Annotated in this window: 18 protein-coding genes; 6 read left to right on the forward strand and 12 right to left on the reverse strand. The window is 36.3% G+C overall.

Features of this window, described 5'->3' with window-relative positions:
- Positions 1 to 28 precede the first annotated feature (28 nt).
- From ACMKPP_RS08435 to ACMKPP_RS08450, 4 genes are read right to left on the reverse strand one after another with little or no spacing between them, the layout of a single operon-like run.
- Entirely contained in the window at positions 29 to 508 is a 480-nt protein-coding gene (locus ACMKPP_RS08435; protein ID WP_302010239.1) for a pyridoxamine 5'-phosphate oxidase family protein, read from the reverse strand.
- Between the two features lie 16 nt (positions 509 to 524).
- Positions 525 to 1163: a hypothetical protein gene (locus ACMKPP_RS08440; RefSeq protein ID WP_418369602.1), complete on the reverse strand. Its 639-nt coding sequence runs from the start codon at positions 1161 to 1163 to the stop codon at positions 525 to 527.
- A 41-nt stretch (positions 1164 to 1204) separates the two neighbouring features.
- On the reverse strand, positions 1205 to 1759 hold the full coding sequence (locus ACMKPP_RS08445) for a hypothetical protein (protein ID WP_302010241.1): 555 nt from the start codon (positions 1757 to 1759) through the stop codon (positions 1205 to 1207).
- An 8-nt stretch (positions 1760 to 1767) separates the two neighbouring features.
- A complete protein-coding gene (locus ACMKPP_RS08450) occupies positions 1768 to 2334 on the reverse strand; it encodes a hypothetical protein (protein ID WP_302010242.1) in 567 nt (188 codons plus the stop codon).
- A gap of 456 nt (positions 2335 to 2790) precedes the next feature.
- Between ACMKPP_RS08450 and ACMKPP_RS08455 the strand changes: the two genes are divergently transcribed.
- From ACMKPP_RS08455 to ACMKPP_RS08475, 5 genes are all read left to right on the forward strand, one after another.
- Positions 2791 to 3879 carry a hypothetical protein gene (locus ACMKPP_RS08455; RefSeq protein ID WP_302010243.1) on the forward strand — a complete coding sequence of 363 codons (1089 nt, stop codon included), beginning with the start codon at positions 2791 to 2793 and terminating at the stop codon, positions 3877 to 3879.
- A 13-nt stretch (positions 3880 to 3892) separates the two neighbouring features.
- On the forward strand, positions 3893 to 4096 hold the full coding sequence (locus tag ACMKPP_RS08460) for a helix-turn-helix domain-containing protein (protein WP_302010244.1): 204 nt from the start codon (positions 3893 to 3895) through the stop codon (positions 4094 to 4096).
- A 117-nt stretch (positions 4097 to 4213) separates the two neighbouring features.
- Positions 4214 to 4459, forward strand: coding sequence for an NUDIX domain-containing protein (locus tag ACMKPP_RS08465; RefSeq protein ID WP_302010245.1), 246 nt, complete (start codon positions 4214 to 4216; stop codon positions 4457 to 4459).
- A 117-nt stretch (positions 4460 to 4576) separates the two neighbouring features.
- Positions 4577 to 6112 (forward strand): hypothetical protein, encoded by a 1536-nt coding sequence (locus ACMKPP_RS08470; protein WP_302010246.1) that lies wholly within the window; start codon positions 4577 to 4579, stop codon positions 6110 to 6112.
- A gap of 12 nt (positions 6113 to 6124) precedes the next feature.
- Complete coding sequence (locus ACMKPP_RS08475) at positions 6125 to 6934, forward strand: LlaMI family restriction endonuclease (protein ID WP_302010247.1); 810 nt, start codon at positions 6125 to 6127, stop codon at positions 6932 to 6934.
- A gap of 127 nt (positions 6935 to 7061) precedes the next feature.
- Here the strand turns inward: ACMKPP_RS08475 and ACMKPP_RS08480 are convergent, their stop codons facing one another.
- From ACMKPP_RS08480 to ACMKPP_RS08510, 7 genes are all read right to left on the reverse strand, one after another.
- On the reverse strand, positions 7062 to 7529 hold the full coding sequence (locus ACMKPP_RS08480) for a hypothetical protein (RefSeq protein WP_302010248.1): 468 nt from the start codon (positions 7527 to 7529) through the stop codon (positions 7062 to 7064).
- Between the two features lie 9 nt (positions 7530 to 7538).
- Positions 7539 to 8696: a DNA (cytosine-5-)-methyltransferase gene (dcm, locus tag ACMKPP_RS08485; protein ID WP_302010249.1), complete on the reverse strand. Its 1158-nt coding sequence runs from the start codon at positions 8694 to 8696 to the stop codon at positions 7539 to 7541.
- A gap of 23 nt (positions 8697 to 8719) precedes the next feature.
- Positions 8720 to 9763: a DNA (cytosine-5-)-methyltransferase gene (gene dcm / locus ACMKPP_RS08490; RefSeq protein ID WP_418369603.1), complete on the reverse strand. Its 1044-nt coding sequence runs from the start codon at positions 9761 to 9763 to the stop codon at positions 8720 to 8722.
- Positions 9764 to 9828: 65 nt separating this feature from the next.
- Positions 9829 to 10023: a helix-turn-helix domain-containing protein gene (locus ACMKPP_RS08495; protein ID WP_302010251.1), complete on the reverse strand. Its 195-nt coding sequence runs from the start codon at positions 10021 to 10023 to the stop codon at positions 9829 to 9831.
- Positions 10024 to 10352: 329 nt separating this feature from the next.
- Complete coding sequence (gene rlmD, locus ACMKPP_RS08500) at positions 10353 to 11837, reverse strand: 23S rRNA (uracil(1939)-C(5))-methyltransferase RlmD (protein WP_418369604.1); 1485 nt, start codon at positions 11835 to 11837, stop codon at positions 10353 to 10355.
- The gene (locus ACMKPP_RS08505) at positions 11837 to 12505 is read right to left on the reverse strand and encodes a TerC family protein (RefSeq protein WP_101928184.1); all 669 of its coding nucleotides are present in this window, start codon (positions 12503 to 12505) and stop codon (positions 11837 to 11839) included. The genes rlmD and ACMKPP_RS08505 overlap by 1 nt, the downstream gene beginning before the upstream one ends.
- Positions 12506 to 12705: 200 nt before the next feature.
- Entirely contained in the window at positions 12706 to 13365 is a 660-nt protein-coding gene (locus tag ACMKPP_RS08510; protein WP_287540622.1) for a TerC family protein, read from the reverse strand.
- 270 nt (positions 13366 to 13635) lie between these two features.
- Here ACMKPP_RS08510 and ACMKPP_RS08515 point away from each other — a divergent pair, with 270 nt between their 5' ends.
- Positions 13636 to 15003, forward strand: coding sequence for an MATE family efflux transporter (locus tag ACMKPP_RS08515; protein WP_155086266.1), 1368 nt, complete (start codon positions 13636 to 13638; stop codon positions 15001 to 15003).
- 155 nt (positions 15004 to 15158) lie between these two features.
- On the opposite strand, the gene uvrC is transcribed toward ACMKPP_RS08515, so the two are convergent.
- Positions 15159 to 16985 (reverse strand): excinuclease ABC subunit UvrC, encoded by a 1827-nt coding sequence (gene uvrC / locus ACMKPP_RS08520; RefSeq protein ID WP_418369605.1) that lies wholly within the window; start codon positions 16983 to 16985, stop codon positions 15159 to 15161.
- Positions 16986 to 17063 lie beyond the last annotated feature (78 nt).

Genomic DNA, 17063 nt, shown 5'->3' on the forward strand with positions numbered 1-17063 from the left:
CCCTTCACATAAGTGAAGGGCTAATCTATTATTTCTCTTGTACTTGTTTACCACTCATATGTTCAATGGTAATTTCAAACATTTGTGTTGCTCGCCCATTACGAACAATTTGTTCATCAGCTAAAGTTTCATCAGGATAATACTTCATAGCAAATTCTTTTAATCGATCTATAGATTCGGGTCCAGCCTCTAATAAACAACATCGCCCAAACACAACTACACTTTGTATATACGGCGCCCAAGATTCAGATTCATCAATTCGCTTATTACCATATATGGTAAAACATACCTTATCTGAAACTTTCAATGCATCTACTTTATGATTAGCTTTAGCTCCATGAAAATAAATTTTCTTCTTATCACAATCATAAAAATAATTAATAGGAATAGCATAAGGGTAACCATTATCGCTATTCATGGCTAGAATACCTCGACGATTAGATTGTAATAAAGCTTCTGCAGCACTATGGTCTATTTCATTTATCTTTTTGCGAACTGGTTTAAACATAATATATCTCCTAATTTTATTTATTAATCGTATTTACAAGATACATAAAAGTACCACTATTAGTATCATCAACTTTAGAGTATTCTTTCCAGTTTATGGGATACATACCACTTAATACTATAGGTGCTTCCATTCCACGCATTGTTCCTTTTCCTGTATTGGCATCCCAATTCATGCATCCAGTTTTAATAGAACCATCCTCAATAGAAAATTCAGCATATGTACAATTTATTTTTGTCGGAGGCTTTAGATAAGACATTTCACTAGTTATCTTAATAGCATAACCTTCAATAAATTTACTAGTTTTATTCCTGAACTCCTCTATACGCATTATATCTTTTAAGTAGTTATAACAACCTTGATCCTTAGCACCTTGCTCCTTTAACACATACACTTCATCATTTATAGTTTTAATACATTTTTTTGTCGTATATTTAAGCTCAATTGGAATCCATTTACCATCTAAAATAACAAGAATATCTAGATGTAAATTAGTATTAAAATCAGGAACATACTCTAGCCGTATTTCACAATCAGGATATATTTCTTTTATAATCCACGCTAAACTAAATTGAAAATCTGCCTCTGAATGAAAGATAGGTCTCCATAAACTCAAGCGATGCATTATATTATGAATATCAAAGTAAAAACACATAACACATTCCTCGAATCATACAATACAACCCTTTAATTTCATTATTTTACAACGACATCATCGAAGTGTACACCATATACACGTTCATATAAACGGTTAGCTAAAAGGTATCCTCCAAACCCAAAGTCTACAGGGACCCATGCCATTTGTCTGACTCTTGCTTCACTTTGTGTATCATAGCGATTACCATCTACATGGTATTGTTTGAAGTCAACAATACTAGATGCTATGCCTGAGTGCTTTTGTTTAGATAGCCATAAATCTTTATACGATCCTAATTGGTGGGTATCCAATTTCTTAATTAAATTAGCAAAGGACTGCTTCGTATCAAAGATGTACAGAACTTGCTTTTCTTGAATCGTGTCCCCTGCAGGCATAAGCACATACTGTGTAACAGCGATTTGCTTGGTTCCATTCTGTCCGTTAGAGGATTTAATGGAATCTTTATCTATATAGGTACCATCACCATTGCCACTTTCACCAAAGCCATGAAGCATTTCGTAACGGCTCGTATTTTGTAAATCCTGCATAGACATGCTATGTGCTGGCACCACACAAGATAGCCCCAATACCATTGCTATATATAGTACTTTCATCATCGGCCTCATTTCACTACCACATCTTCAAAATGCATACGATACACTTCATAGAATAAGGTGTCTGCTATCTCATAACGAGTCGTATTAGGTGCTGTGCGTAAAATAGCACGTGTCGAAGCTTTCACCTGACTCGGCAGGGACTGTCCGTCAAAAGAGAATTTACCCAACAGGTCCTCAGTGACCATCATACCTGTTTTCGTCTGTGCCACATCAATAACCGTAGTCAACGAAGCACCCTCTTGTTTCGTACGATATACCTGACTCGCTAGAGACAAACGCGTATCATAGGACACAATCCAAGACTCGCTATAAATAACTTTTTTACTAGGCGATTGATATGCATTGTATACAGTAGCCTTGATTTTATATATCGGCGGTGCATACTCTAGTACCTCAATAGAGTTCGTGTCTAAATACCACGTAGTATGCTCATTAGCATTGGGAACATCAGGCGTCACCTCATAAATCACCTTAAACTGCGGTGATGACGTGAGTTCATGTATAGAAATTGCTTGGCTAGGCATGGTGAAAGCTAGCATCAACACCATCATCATGAAAAATCGCTTTAACATACAGCTCTCCTAAAGCCTCATAAACTATCATGTAAACTATATTTATTATACACCATGCGAAGCAATACCATGGCATATATTATGATAAATGCAAAATATATAGCGTCTTAACAGATTCGTTTAATTTGATTCTAAATCATACTATTCATAATTCATTAAATATGTTTATATCTATTTTATTGCTATTATGAACAGAATAGATAATAATATGATTATAAATGAATTTTTTATGAATTTTATTATTTAGGGAGGCTATCTATAAAAAAAGTGGTTATTATTTGTAGTAGCATTTTGTTGTTTTGTATTTGGTGGGTTTAATACAGCTAATGCCAATTACCCCGTGCATTTAAATGGGGATCCTAATTTTATATTAGTTGATGGTCATATGGGAACAGCTTGGTATCTAGATTGTAGCTCACACTAGCACGCATCGACAACGTAGATGTCGATGCTAAAATGCAAGAAATAATTGACGATATAAAATTAACAGAAGAAAAAATCGACATAGCTTCTGATAAAAACAAAAAAATAATAAACCAAATACTAGAATTACAAGAGAAGGCTTCAGAATGCAATCTGTTAAAAGAACGGTATGCTACACTTCACGGACAATATATTTCTGACATCAAGCGCTTATCTTTTATCGTAAACGGCGAAGTCGAGATGGAAAACGTTGCCCCTAACGCTATATGTCCTTTTTGTGACGGAACTATTCCAAACAAAAACAAAAAATCCTATATAGAATCTGCACAAGCAGAACTACATAGGATTACAAACCAAATGAATGGATTATTCGAAACTGAAAAGGAATTAGCCGCAGAAAAAAACGAAATTAATACCCAACTTACTGAGCTAAAATCAGAACGCGACGATATTGATAAAATTATAAAAACAGAACTTCAACCAGAAGCAGAGTCTTTAAAGAAAATACTTAATGATTATAGGAACTACATACAAATACAACATGAACTAAATATTATTGATGACTTTGCATCAAGTTGGGAATGCGATCTTCGGGCTTTATCTAGTGAAGATGAATCGAAAGCTGAATATCATCCTAAAGAGCTTTTTGACAAAGACTTTTTAGTAGAAATCGATACGCTGATAAAAAATGTCTTAGTCGAATGTAAGTTCCCTAACTTAACAACTGCTCGCTTCAACCTTTCTACATTTGATATAGAAATAAATGGACACAAAAAGCAGAATTTTAATGGCCAAGGATATACCGCATTCTTAAATAGTATTATTGCCATGTCATTTAGAGAATATCTTTCTAAAAAAACAGCTTATGACCCTGGATTTCTCGTAATCGATACACCTCTTTTAGGATTAGACCAAGGCGTATCTGATTTATCTCCTGAAAGCATGAGAACTGCCCTATACACATTCTTCACTAATCATCAAGACTGTGGGCAAGTAATACTTCTTGACAATATGAATAATGTTCCAGATATCGATTTTGAATCTACTGGAACCAATGTTATCACCTTTACTAAAGGATTTGAAGAAGGTCGATATGGATTTCTTATAGATGTAACAGATTAAACGGAGACTAAAAATGCGAATCAGTTATAACAAATTATGGAAAATGTTAATCGACAAAGATATAAATAAAAATGATCTCAAGGAACCAGCTGGAATAAGTGCAACTTCCATTGCAAAACTTGGTAAGGGTGCAAATATCACTACCGATGTTCTACTTAAAATCTGTGAAGCTATGGATTGTAAATTAGAAGATATCATGGAAACAATAAAAGATTAGGAGCTGATAATACTGATGAATCGCAATACATCCGTGGAGCTTACCAATATGTGTATGATTTACGATAGCAACGGCAATGTCCTAGTCGAATAAAAAGTCGGTAAGAACTATTGTGGATTGATTTTCCCTAGTGGTCATGTTGAAAACAGAGAATCTATTGCTGATTCAATGATTAGAGAAATAAAAGAAGAAACCGGATTAACCATCTTCAATCTTGAGTTTTGTGGCATTAAAGACTGGGTTGAAAATGATGGCTCTCGATATATGGTGTTCTTATACAAAACCAACACATTTTCAGGAACTATCCAATCATCATCTGGGGGTGGTGTCTTTTGGATACCACTTGAAGAATTAAAACAATAAGATACCTTATAGCATTAAAATAAAATGCTTGAGATTTTTGAAGGCAATGGAGTAACAGAGCTATATTTCAATCGAAATCTCGATGCTCATAATCCGGAACTAAAATAGGAGTTTTTTATGTTTACATTAAAACACGAAACAATAATTGAGATTTGCGATTTACCTTTGCAATGGATTCCAAAAATAGAATTATATTATCCCGACTTACCACAGTTTCCAATAATGTATGTTCACTTTTTAATTAACGATGAACGTATTATTGCGTGTCCTGTTTCAGTTAGCTACAAGATACACAACGATAAATGCGATGCTGTTTTTTTGGTGCTACTTAATCAAAATCCTTCACAATCTGTAATAGATGCAATCACCGAAGAAATAGCGAATCGAATCGGATTTAGTGATCAGATAACACGCCAGACTGTCATTGATTGCTGCAAAGGAAATAACGACTACATTGGTATTTTAACCGATTTATGGCAATACATTGAAAAATCGTATGGTACTTCAATACCTTATGGAAGATTTTATGAAGAGATTTATTCAATTCCTCGTTTTGTTGCTGCGTGGCAACCTAAAACAGGCCGGCAAAGCGAAATGCGTATGCTGTATAACTTTATGAGTGCTTTTGGTGAAGAGGTTGTATTCCCAGATAACTGGAGTCATTTAGAGTACTATGCAATTCCTACATACAATGATGTTAAGAAGAAAGACTATTCTGATTTTCCAACATTTAAAAAACTACACCATTCAATGACAGAGTTGTTCCGTTTGGATTTTACTAATTCAGTTACCATTGATGGCATAACATTTAATGTAATGCCTAAAGCATGGAAGCAGAATAAAGATGACTTTATCACAAACGTATCCGGCAAGTATTATTCTGCAGAAGAAATTTCAGAAGAAGACAAATACTTTGCCGAGATTCTAGTTGATGCTTTCAATCGTCATGCGTGGCGAGCTGCTTATTTTATTAGTGCTTTTCTAAATATTGAGCAAACGGATTATCGTACTTGGAGTAAGGATTTCTTCAAAGACTTCTATAATTCTGGCAACAAACTAAAAGGTTATTCAGAAAAGGTTATGGCATGCTTCCTTCAGCAAGGATTTGCAAATGATGAAATCATCCCAATAGATACATGGATTGAAACCTTCTATCTATTCCCATTAGGAATCGAAACACGTTCAGATTTCTACGATGATTTTGATATGCTTGGAAAACTTGAAAGAGTTATTTGGTTAGCCAGCCAATCAAACAAAACAAACATGAAAAACTTCTTTGATATTCTTTGGTGTCAAAGATATGGAACTATCGGAAATGGTGAATTACGTGGGGTAAACCCATTAGCTTGTAGTCTTTGTAAACTTAAACATACCTGTGTAGGTTTATCTAAGAAGTTATTAGATAATGTACTTATTAGTAATACCCTTACCCCAAATGACTTCAAAACTGTCCCTAAATCTAAGATGGATGATGTCAGTTTCATTTGCTTATTGGAAAGTGATGTTCCTAAGAAGGTATATGCTAAATTTGGAAATAGTTGGTATTTGACAGATGAGTTCAGTGGTTATTTGATGACAAGTGACAATAGCTTTTCGGCATCTATCGTCTCTAAAGAAATTATTACTGTAGAAGAATTTATAAACAATTTTTAAGGAGGAGCTCTTATGACAGCAAAAGAACAAATTATTGATTTATTCAGAAAAAATGTAAAGGGAAAAAGACCCAATGTCGAAGAAAGAAATGAACGCCATGACGGAAGAAAAGGCCATTGGTTAGAACAGCAATTCGGAATTACAGCCAATGCTAATAATGAGGCTGATTTATGGGGATATGAATTAAAAAACGAAACCACTTCAAAAACCACTTTCGGAGATTGGTCAGCTAATATGTATGTATTCACTAACCCTCGTTACTCATCTCTATTCCACGGAACTACTAAATATGAAAAGCAGGACAGTTTTGTCAGAATCTTTGGTAATCCTAATGCAGCAAAGGGTGGTCGTTGTTCGTGGTCTGGTTCACCATGTCCTAAAATCGATTCTTACAACGATTTTGGCCAAATACTTGTTATTACTCCAGATAAGGACATTGTGGCGCTTTATTCATACTCTCGTGACGGCAGAGACAACAAAGCTGACATCATTCCACAACCTCTTCAAATAGAAAATCTGGAGATTGCAAGATGGTATGGAGAACATTCCCCTACATCCAAAAGAACTGATAAATGCTTAAAGGCAAAGCTTGAAGACAAATTTAACGATAAAGGATGGTTCACGTGCAAAACCAACTACGCAGGTGTTTATACAAGAATTTGCTTCGGAAAACCAATGAATTATGATGAATGGTTACGCTTGGTTAGCGAAGGAACTGTATTCTTTGACAGTGGAATGTATGAAGGAAATGCGAGACCATATTCTCAATGGAGAGCAAATAACAATTTCTGGGACAGCTTAATTATTGAAGAATATGAATAATAAAAAGCGGGGTGATTTTCAAGTCACCTCGCTTATTTTGGTTCTATAATAAATGTTGGGGTGACACACTACGGTGTCACTTCCAACATTATTGTACGCCCCAACATTTAACAGAGAGCCCTTATTTTTAATGAACACACACCTGATCTGAAGTTATCACAGAAAAATCATGTTTGACGTTTATCCCTTGTTCAACTATCCTATCTTCAATGTACTTTAATAAATCAGGATTATTATCTAAATAAATGTAACTTTGTGGAGCTACAAATCTCGGCAAATCTCTTTTTAAGTCATCTAAGCTAATTGTATTAGTTTCCTGAAATTCTGCTATTTCCATTGCATATCTGTATGATTTTCTATAATCAGCGATTCTTTGTAGTGCCTCAGAATCATGGTCGAAATCCTGCTCCCAATCAATTAATTCATGACGATTATTTAAATATACTATTCCTGTGATGGCTCTAACAGGTTTACTGACATACATATAAGCCATAATAGGTTCGTTTGGAAAATTTCTTCTATGTTCAAATATTTTTACCCCCGCATATATATTCTTATATACACTTGGTTTAAAACTTAATAACATCTTTCTCATCATCATCACCTATAAAATATTATACTCTCCGAGATACTCTAGCATTGCTTTAGCAACTGCCTCAATAACAGGAATACACACAGAATTTCCAAACTGCTTATAGGATCTAGCATTTGATACTGGAATGATGAAGTCATCTGTGAATCCCTGAAGTCTCGCACATTCTCTTGGAGTAAGCATTCGTGGATTTTTTCCAGGTTGTTCTATCAACGCCTCACTTCCATCCTTATAGTAACGTGCACTGATTGTACTTGTATATTTGCTATCTTCATTGAAGAGGCAGAATCCAAATCCATTACCTTTTTCTTCGTGCATCTTTTTTCTAGATTGATGACCTTGCCACAGTTTATCTGAAATAGTGAAACGGTCACCTACATTTGTTTCTAAAATATCACCTACCCTAACACTTTCATCAACGTGTCCTTCTGGGTATTTAAACTCTTTATAGTCTTCAGGAAGATAGTCTTTATTAAACCCCACAATAATTATTCGCTCTCTGTTTTGCGGAACCCCAAAATGGTAGGCGTTAAGCACTTGTGGGGCTGGAACATAATAGTTTAATTCATCCAACACTGATAAAATCACTCTTATAGTATTTCCTTTATCGTGTCCCTTTAATTGTTTAACATTCTCTAACATAAATGCCTTGGGTCTTTTAGCTTTAATAATTCTAGCCACATCAAAGAAGAGTGTTCCTCTTGCGTCTTCAAACCCTTTATGCAGTCCGGCTTGTGAGAACGGCTGACAAGGGAAACCACCTAAAAGAATATCATGATCAGGAATGTCATTTTCATTGACCTGCGTAATATCTCCGTCAGGTATTTCTCCAAAATTAATTCGATAGGTTGTTTGTGCAAATCTATCCCACTCAGAAGAATATACATTATATCCACCTTGTCTTTGAAATGCTTGGCGTATTCCTCCGATACCTGCAAACAAATCTATTTGTTTAAATCGGCATTCATCTAATGGCTTATTTTTAAAGGGTGTCTCTGTAGGAAAAGACATTATTTTCTCATAAACATCTTCTGGAACATCTAGCTTTCCGGTTTCCCATTCTCTTAAAAGTTTCTCTTGCTCCTTTGAAAAATAAAGAGCATCTGAAAATTCTTTTCGTGTTATCCCGAGTTTTTCTCTAATACCAGTAATATCTTCTGCTCTACTCATACTTTAATCACGCCTCATATGAATTATCGTAAAAACCACTTTGAAAAAACAGCTTCTAGCAGAGCTACCACAATACTATTTCCTGACTGTTTGTACAGACTAGTTTGACTGATTAATTGACTTACTTTTTCTATATCTTCTTCGTTTACACCCATCAGTCTCCATGTTTCTTTTGGCGTCAATCTTCTTGGAACATATTTTCCGTTTTCATCAATCTTATCCGTTACCAACTGTCTTCTGTGTTTTTCCAAGAAAGAGTTTAAGGTCACACCCTTCCAGTAGTTTGAATCTAAGCAATAGCTATAATCCTGTTCAATTGGAACATCCATTACTTGACCATTTCCAAGATAATATCTGTTATCTACATCTTTTTCTAAAATATCATACAACTTAAATCTAAGGTCAACTGGCTCTGGAAAATCAAAATCTTTCTCTCCGTGTAATTCGCTTATACAAAACACTCTTTCACGATTTTGAGGAATTCCGTAATCACGGGCATTTAAGATGTTCCAACTATTCTTATAGCCTAGAGATTCCAAGTAATCAAGGAATTTCAAAAAGTTTTCTTTATGATTGCAACCCACAAGATTCTTAACATTTTCCATCATCAGATACTTTGGTTTTTTTGCCTCGATAATTTTACAGCATTCCCAAAGTAATGATGATCTTGTACCAGAATCTTCGTTTAATCCATGCTGATACCCAGCCACTGAAATATCTTGGCATGGAAATGAATATGTAAATAAGTCAAAATCTGGTAATGATGCAGGGTCAATATTCTGAATATCACCATAATTTTTAATTAGTTTGTTTGCCAAATACAGATCTTTCAATTTGGGAAGTTTTAATTTTCTAGCTCTATTCTCAAAGTTCTTATAATCAAGCGGAACATTAATACTTTCCAGATAGCTTATCATTTCCTCTTTATCTTCAGGAACATATTTATCTATCTCTTTTCTTTTTTCCAAGAAATCACTATGGATTGCCGCATATGACAGTAAAACATCCCCCTCAATTTCTGAAATACCTACCACTTCGAAATCTATTCCTATATTTCGCAGAGCCATTCTCTGGCTCCCGTATCCTGCAAATGCTTCAAACACTCTCAACATATACTTATCAAAACACCTTTCTATTTTTCAGCACTTTCTCCGCTTTTAATCCAAGCATCTAATTCTGATTTTTTTAATTTCCATAGCTTTCCAATTTTATGAGCTGGGATTCCAGTGTCCTTTTTTATCCAATTACGGATAGTATCCTTATTAACCCCCATATAATTAGCAGCTTCTTCTATTCCTATCCATCTATCATCATTATTATTTTCCATATCGAATACCTCTCTTTAAAATCAGCCATAATTTATTTTAGCATTTTTCGCACCAATTTCCAATACGTTTTATATATTTTAATATGAATTCGTATGATTTTATATGAACACATATATCGTTTTGTAATTTTAATTATAATAAAGGTCGTGTACCAAAATACGGACAGCTAAAATCAATATTTTTGTCTACCCAACACCAAATCAATACTTCTATCTAGCCAACTATAAAAATCTTCCTTTTTGCAGCTCCTAAAACGCAGAAAATCCGAGGACTTGGATTCACGACCAAATCCTCGGAAAAGCCTTATATTTCAAGCATTTTCACACTATCAATTATGTACTTTAGTCAACAATACTACGCACTCAACATGCGCAGTCATAGGGAACATGTCTACAGGTTGTACTTCTTTTAGTTCATAGCCGTAGTGTGTGAGGATTTCAATGTCTCGTGCCATAGTTGCAGGATTACAGGATACGTAGACAATGCGTTTTGGTTCCATGCCAGCTGCAGAGGTTAGTACTTCTTCTTTACAGCCCGCTCGAATTGGATCGAATACGATGACGTCTGGTCGTACGCCAGCTTTATAGAGTTTTGGCATTTCTACGGCCGCATCAGCGACGATAAATTCTGTATTATCATAGCCATTTCGACGTGCGTTTTCACGAGCATTGATAATGGCTGGTTCTACGATTTCAATACCGATAACATGTTTTGCCTTATGGGCCAAAAATAGTGAAATGGTACCTGTTCCACAGTACGCATCAATCACTGTTTCATCCCCTTTTAACTCCGCATAGGCTAACGCTTGATCGTAAAGCACTGTAGTTTGTTCGGGATTGACTTGGAAAAAGGAATGAGGTGATAAAGTAAATCGTAAGTCTTTAATATGGTCTGTAATAGTCCCATCTCCATAAAGGATACGATTTTTAGGTCCAAGAATAACATTTGTACGTTTACCATTCACGTTATGAACGATTGTTTCCACCTGAGGCACACGTTTAGTCAGATTTTTAACCCACTTTTCTTGATGCGGTAAGTTATCTGTTGCGGTTACAAGAATAACCATCCATCCAGATTCCCCAATACGTCCAATGATATGACGCAACACCCCTTTTCCTGTATGTTCATCATAGGGCTCAACATCAAGCTCTTTAGCAATTTGATAACATGCTTGCGCAATGATATTATTGCCTTCATCTTGTATGGGACAATTCGTGCCTTGCACGATATCGTGAGAGCCCATCGCATAAAATCCCATTTGAATATCGCCTTTAGTCCCGCCTACAGGCATTTGCATTTTATTCCGATACGCCCATGGTTCTTTAGGTCCCAATGCTGGTTTTACAAATTCTGGATTTTGATGACCAATGCGTTCGATAACATCCTTCACCTTTTGTGTTTTAAGTGAAAGCTGACCTTCATAGGTAATGTGTTGTAGTTGGCAGCCTCCACAGAATCCATAAAGGTCACAATTAGGATCGATACGATTAGGTGCCATAGTAACAATGTCTAGGAGTTTACCTGTGGCATAAGTCTTTTTAACCATATTGATGGATACTTTCACGGTTTCTCCAGGCAAGGCAAAGGGAACAAAGACTGTAAACTCCTCTACACGACCTACCCCTTCACCACTACTACCGATACCATGAATAGTAACTAATACTTCATCCCCTAACTTAACTGGAGCATTAAGTATGGCCTGTTGCTTCTTAGATAATGTACTAGTAACTGATTGACCTGTATTCGCACGATTACCGTTTCTACGTTGTTGTTTAGATTTTTTCTTACGAGATGTACGACTTGTACCGTTCATTACGAGTCTCTTTTCTTCCAAATTTTAATCATGCCAGTTACGATAAGTACAAAAAATACAGTGCCAAATTTCACGAGTAATTCTTCACCTTGAATATATGGCATAAGAAGTGGATCTTCCACAATCATTTCACCAGCAACCCAACCTAATAACGCACCACCAGCCCAAAGAATGACAGGAAACTTATTGATGATACGAGCAAATAGTGTAGAGCAGAACACAATGATGGGAACAGTAATCAACATACCAACAATAACGAGCTCTAAATGTCCTTTAGCGGCACCAACTACGCCAATTACATTATCGATACTCATCATCGCATCAGCCACAATGATTGTCCAAATGGCTCCCATTAAGGAATTCTTAGCTTCGATATGTGCCTCTTCATCTCCGCCTTTTAAGAGTTGAATGGCAATCCATACAAGTACAAGGCCACCACCTAAGTGAATAAGAGGAATTAAAGTAAGTGCTTCCACTAAAAGAGTGGCAAATACAAGGCGCATTCCAATAGCCCCTACTGTACCCCAGATAACGGCTTTCTTTTGTAATTCTGGCGCCAATTTACCCGCTGCCATACCAATAACGACGGCATTATCTCCTGCCAATAAAATATCGATCAAAATAATTTTACTAATCGTTATCCACGTTGCAGCTTCTAAAAATTCCATTCTATACTTACCTCAATTCACTCTACTAATTCTATAACTATCCATTAACTATACCACAAATTCTCTATTTTCTCATCTAAAAGAAAGCACTTAGACTACCACAGTTATTCTTAAGATTAGCCTATGAGATTCTTTATAATAACTATACTTTTACAAAAAAATATCTCTCCTCCTATGACTAGAAGAAGAGATATATTACATTATTTTTTAAGTTTCTTTACTAACAAAGATGCCCCTACTACGAGGATAACGGCTCCGACTTTGATGAGTAATGCATATGGTTCTACGGTATGTGAAATTAATTTATCTTCCACACTCATCGCTGCCCCCACCCAGGCGAGAATACCGCCACCAACGTAAAGGATGATTGGAAAGCGTTCGATCACTTTTACAAATAAAGTACTACCATAAATAATAATAGGTACTGTAATAAGCATACCGATAGCAACTAATGTCATATCGCCACCAGCGGCACCAACTACACCAATAACATTGTCAATACCCATAATTCCATCTGCAATAACAATGGTCATGATAGCAGCGCGCAAGTTATCTTTAGCCTCAATGTTGTGCTCGCTATCATCATCAACAACAAGCTTGTAACCGATCCATAAAAGAAGGATACCACCTACTAACCGTAAAGCAGGAATATTGTTCAATGCCTCTACAAATAGGAATGCCATAACAAGACGTAAAATAATGGCGCCAGCTGTGCCCCAGAAAATCGCCTTCTTCTGTAAATGTGCGGGTAAGTTGCGAGCCGCCATACCAATAACAATGGCATTATCACCAGCTAATAAAATATCAATAACGATGATTTGAAGCATCGCTAATAAGCCTTGAATAGATAAGATGTCCAATGTATCCTCCTTAGAATAAAACAATAGTATATATATTATAATCGATATAGTTAGGTCGTGTAAAATTCAATTATCAACATATATATACGTTTTTATCATAATTCTATCTTATTAAATAAGATAGTTTATATAACTGCATTTCTCCCCTTACATAATCATAGTATACGCTCAATATTTTTATAAATTTAATTCCTCTTTTTCTTAGGTTTTAGCTATTAAAATAAGCTACTTTATGGTATGGTATAGTATATCGTTACTAGGGAGGTTAGTATGTATCAAACATATTCTATACTGCAAAAATTATGGTTGTTCATAAAACTATTTACTCCAATGTGCATCACTCAATTTTCCCTGATTGGGGCTACCTTCATCGCTATCTTTTTAACGGGGCAATATAGTACAACTGATTTAGCTGGTGTCGCTACGGGATATAATTTGTGGCTCCTCTTCTATATCTTTGCACAAGGTACATTAATGGGTATCACGCCAATCATTTCTCAACTATTAGGAGCTAAGAAAACAGATGATATTCCAATAATCTTTCATCAAGGCCTTTTCATCGGTACAGGACTAGCATTTTTAATTTTATTAATTGGTATATTCGGCTTACGCCCTTTATTGACATATTTAAATCTTGAACCCGCTGCCACCGAGGTATGTATTAGTTATCTGAAAGCCTTTGCACTTGGTTTATTCCCATTACTCTGGGTAAATACCTTGCGTAATACAGTCGATTCTCACGGATTGACGCATTACTCCATGGCCATTGTCTTTACAAGCTTTGTGATTAACGTATTCTTAAACTACGCACTCATCTTTGGTCATTACGGCTTTCCTGAAATCGGTGGTGTTGGTGCTGGCTATGGTATTGCCGGTGCCTGTTGGACAAACTTTATTCTATTTAGCTTAGTCATTCTATTGCATCCTAAGTTAAAAGGCTATCGCATCTATAAAGATTTCCATAGCCCGAATTTCCACTATATCCGTGAACAATTACAAGTTGGTATTCCCATTGGCTTCTCCATCTTCTTTGAAGCTAGTATCTTTAGCATTGCTGGGCTGTTAATGGTTCACTTTGGATCTGCTGTAGTTGCAGCTCATCAATCGGTTATTTCCTTTACTAATGTATTCTACTGCTTGCCATTAAGCATTGCCATGTCTTCTACCATTGCCGTTGCTTATGAACTCGGTGCAGGACGAAAAAAGGAAGCCATTCAATACTCTTATATTTCTCGTGTATTGGCCATCATCATAGCCGTTCTCATTTGCGCCTTTACGTTCACTCATATGGATAATATTGCTGATCTATTTACCAATGATGATGAAGTATATGAGCTTATTTATCACTTCCTTGGGTATGGCGTATTTTTTGCTGCCATCGATGCCATAGGTACTCCATTACAAGGTATTCTAAGAGCCTACAAAGATGTAAAAGTAGTTCTTTACATCTCACTCATTTCTTATTGGGGTGTATGTTTCCCAACGGCTTATACCCTTGCCAAAAATCCTAATTATGGACCATTTGGCGTATGGATTGGTTTGTTGGCTAGCGTAGTAGTTGCGGGTATATTATTTACACTTCGCACATACTACATACAACATTACAAACCTAGAACTATTGCAAAATTACAAACCTAAAACTATTGCAAAATAATAAAAGCACCTATTGATTACGCTTAAGTGTAATCAATAGGTGCATTTTTATTGTAAAAGATTCCAAATACATAATCTATTAGTATATGGGCCCTTTAAAATAGACTAATATTTTAATTAGGTATATGACTATGAAAGTCTTATTTTAAAGCTTCTTGTTTCTCTACTTTGGACATACGGAAAAAATTATATAGCGTTTCTGCCGTCTTATAATTCATAGATTCTACATTTGCAAGTTCATCAATAGATGCCTCTTTCATGGCCTCTAAACTATTAAAGTGAGCCCATAAGGCCTTACGGCGTTTAGGCCCGATTCCTTCAATATGGTCAAGAATAGATTCAAGATTTCGCTTACCGCGCAACTTACGGTGATAGGTAATGGCAAAGCGATGCGCTTCATCACGAATTTGTTGAAGTAATTGAAGCTCCGGCGTATGATGACTCAAAATGATACTTTCAGATTGTCCCTCTACAAAGACCTCTTCAATACGCTTAGCCAAGGAGATAACTGGCACATCTGTAACACCAACAGCACGGATTAACGGCAAAGCCGCATTGAGCTGACCTTTACCACCATCGATGATAATAAGATCTGGCATAGGCCAGTCTGTTTCATTACCGTAACGACGTTCCATAATTTCAGCCATCGATTTAAAGTCATCAGGTTTACCTTGTGTGGTTTTCAGTTTAAAGCGGCGATATTCCTTTTTTGCTGGCTTACCACCTTCAAAAACAACCATGGAAGCTACCGTTTCAGCCCCTTGTGTATGAGATATGTCAAAGCACTCCATACGTTCAGGTAAACGTGGCAAGTCGAGGATCTCGGCTAGCTTCTTAACCGCCCCGCCAGTCTTATCGATTTGGTGCTGCCACTGACGACGACGTTCTTCAAGGAAAGTTTCTGCATTTTCATGAGCCATCTTAATCATATCCATCTTATAGCCACGTTGTGGCACAGATACATCTACATGTTGGCCTTTGAGCTGTGTAAACCATTCTGTTAATAAGTCTCTATCTGTACTCTCCATAGGTAGTAACAACTCTTTAGGAATAAAGTTTGTATCTCCATAGTATTGCTTGATAAAGTCTGTCATAACGGTTTCTGAACTATCTCCATCATGTTGCACAAAGTAATTCTCACGGCCTAACAGACGACCACCGCGGATGAATAGCAACTGTACACAGGCCATCGATGTATCTACAGCCAATCCTAAGACGTCTAAGTCGCCACGTTGAGTAACCATGCGTTGCTTTTCTTGTATCTTTTCAATGCTAGACAATTGATCACGATAACGTGCAGCATCTTCAAAGCGCAAATCTTCTGCAGCAGCCTCCATCTTTGATTTAATTTCCTTTAGCAATGGTATAGGTTTACCTTCAAAAAGTTCTATGATTTCGTCAATATACTTTCGATAATCCGGTACAGATATTTTGTTAAAACACGGTGCCTCGCAGTAATGCATATGATACTGCAAGCATGGGCGTTCTACCTTCATAGACTTACAGGTACGCAATGGATAGTACTGTCGTATTAATTTCAGTACCACATGAACAGATGTGACATCTGTAAAAGGGCCAAAGTACTTGGCTCCATCACGCTCTAGGCGACGCGTCATATATACGCGTGGGTAATCCTCTTGCACTGATATTTTAACATAGGGATACGTCTTATCATCACGAAGCCTAATATTATATTTCGGTTCATGCTCCTTGATAAGTGTATTCTCCAAGATGAGCGCTTCCATCTCCGTTTTTGTTTGAATAACTTCCACATCGACGGCTCGTTTCATCATGGCCGTAACCTTTGGTGCGCGATTTGCATCGTTACGCACATAGGAACGCACACGATTTCGCAAGTTAATAGCCTTACCTACATAAATAATTCGGTTATATTGATCACGCCACAAATATACGCCTGGTGTAGTTGGCAAATGACTAACCTTTTCCAGTAATTCTTCAGACGGCATATTTCCTCCTTTCCTTGTAGATTACAAGAGAATAGATTACACACTTCTTTAAGTATTGACCTTTATAAGTTGAAGGAT

This window comes from Veillonella parvula, assembly GCF_048309325.1.
In the GTDB taxonomy this organism is placed as follows: Bacteria; Bacillota; Negativicutes; order Veillonellales; family Veillonellaceae; genus Veillonella; species Veillonella parvula_T.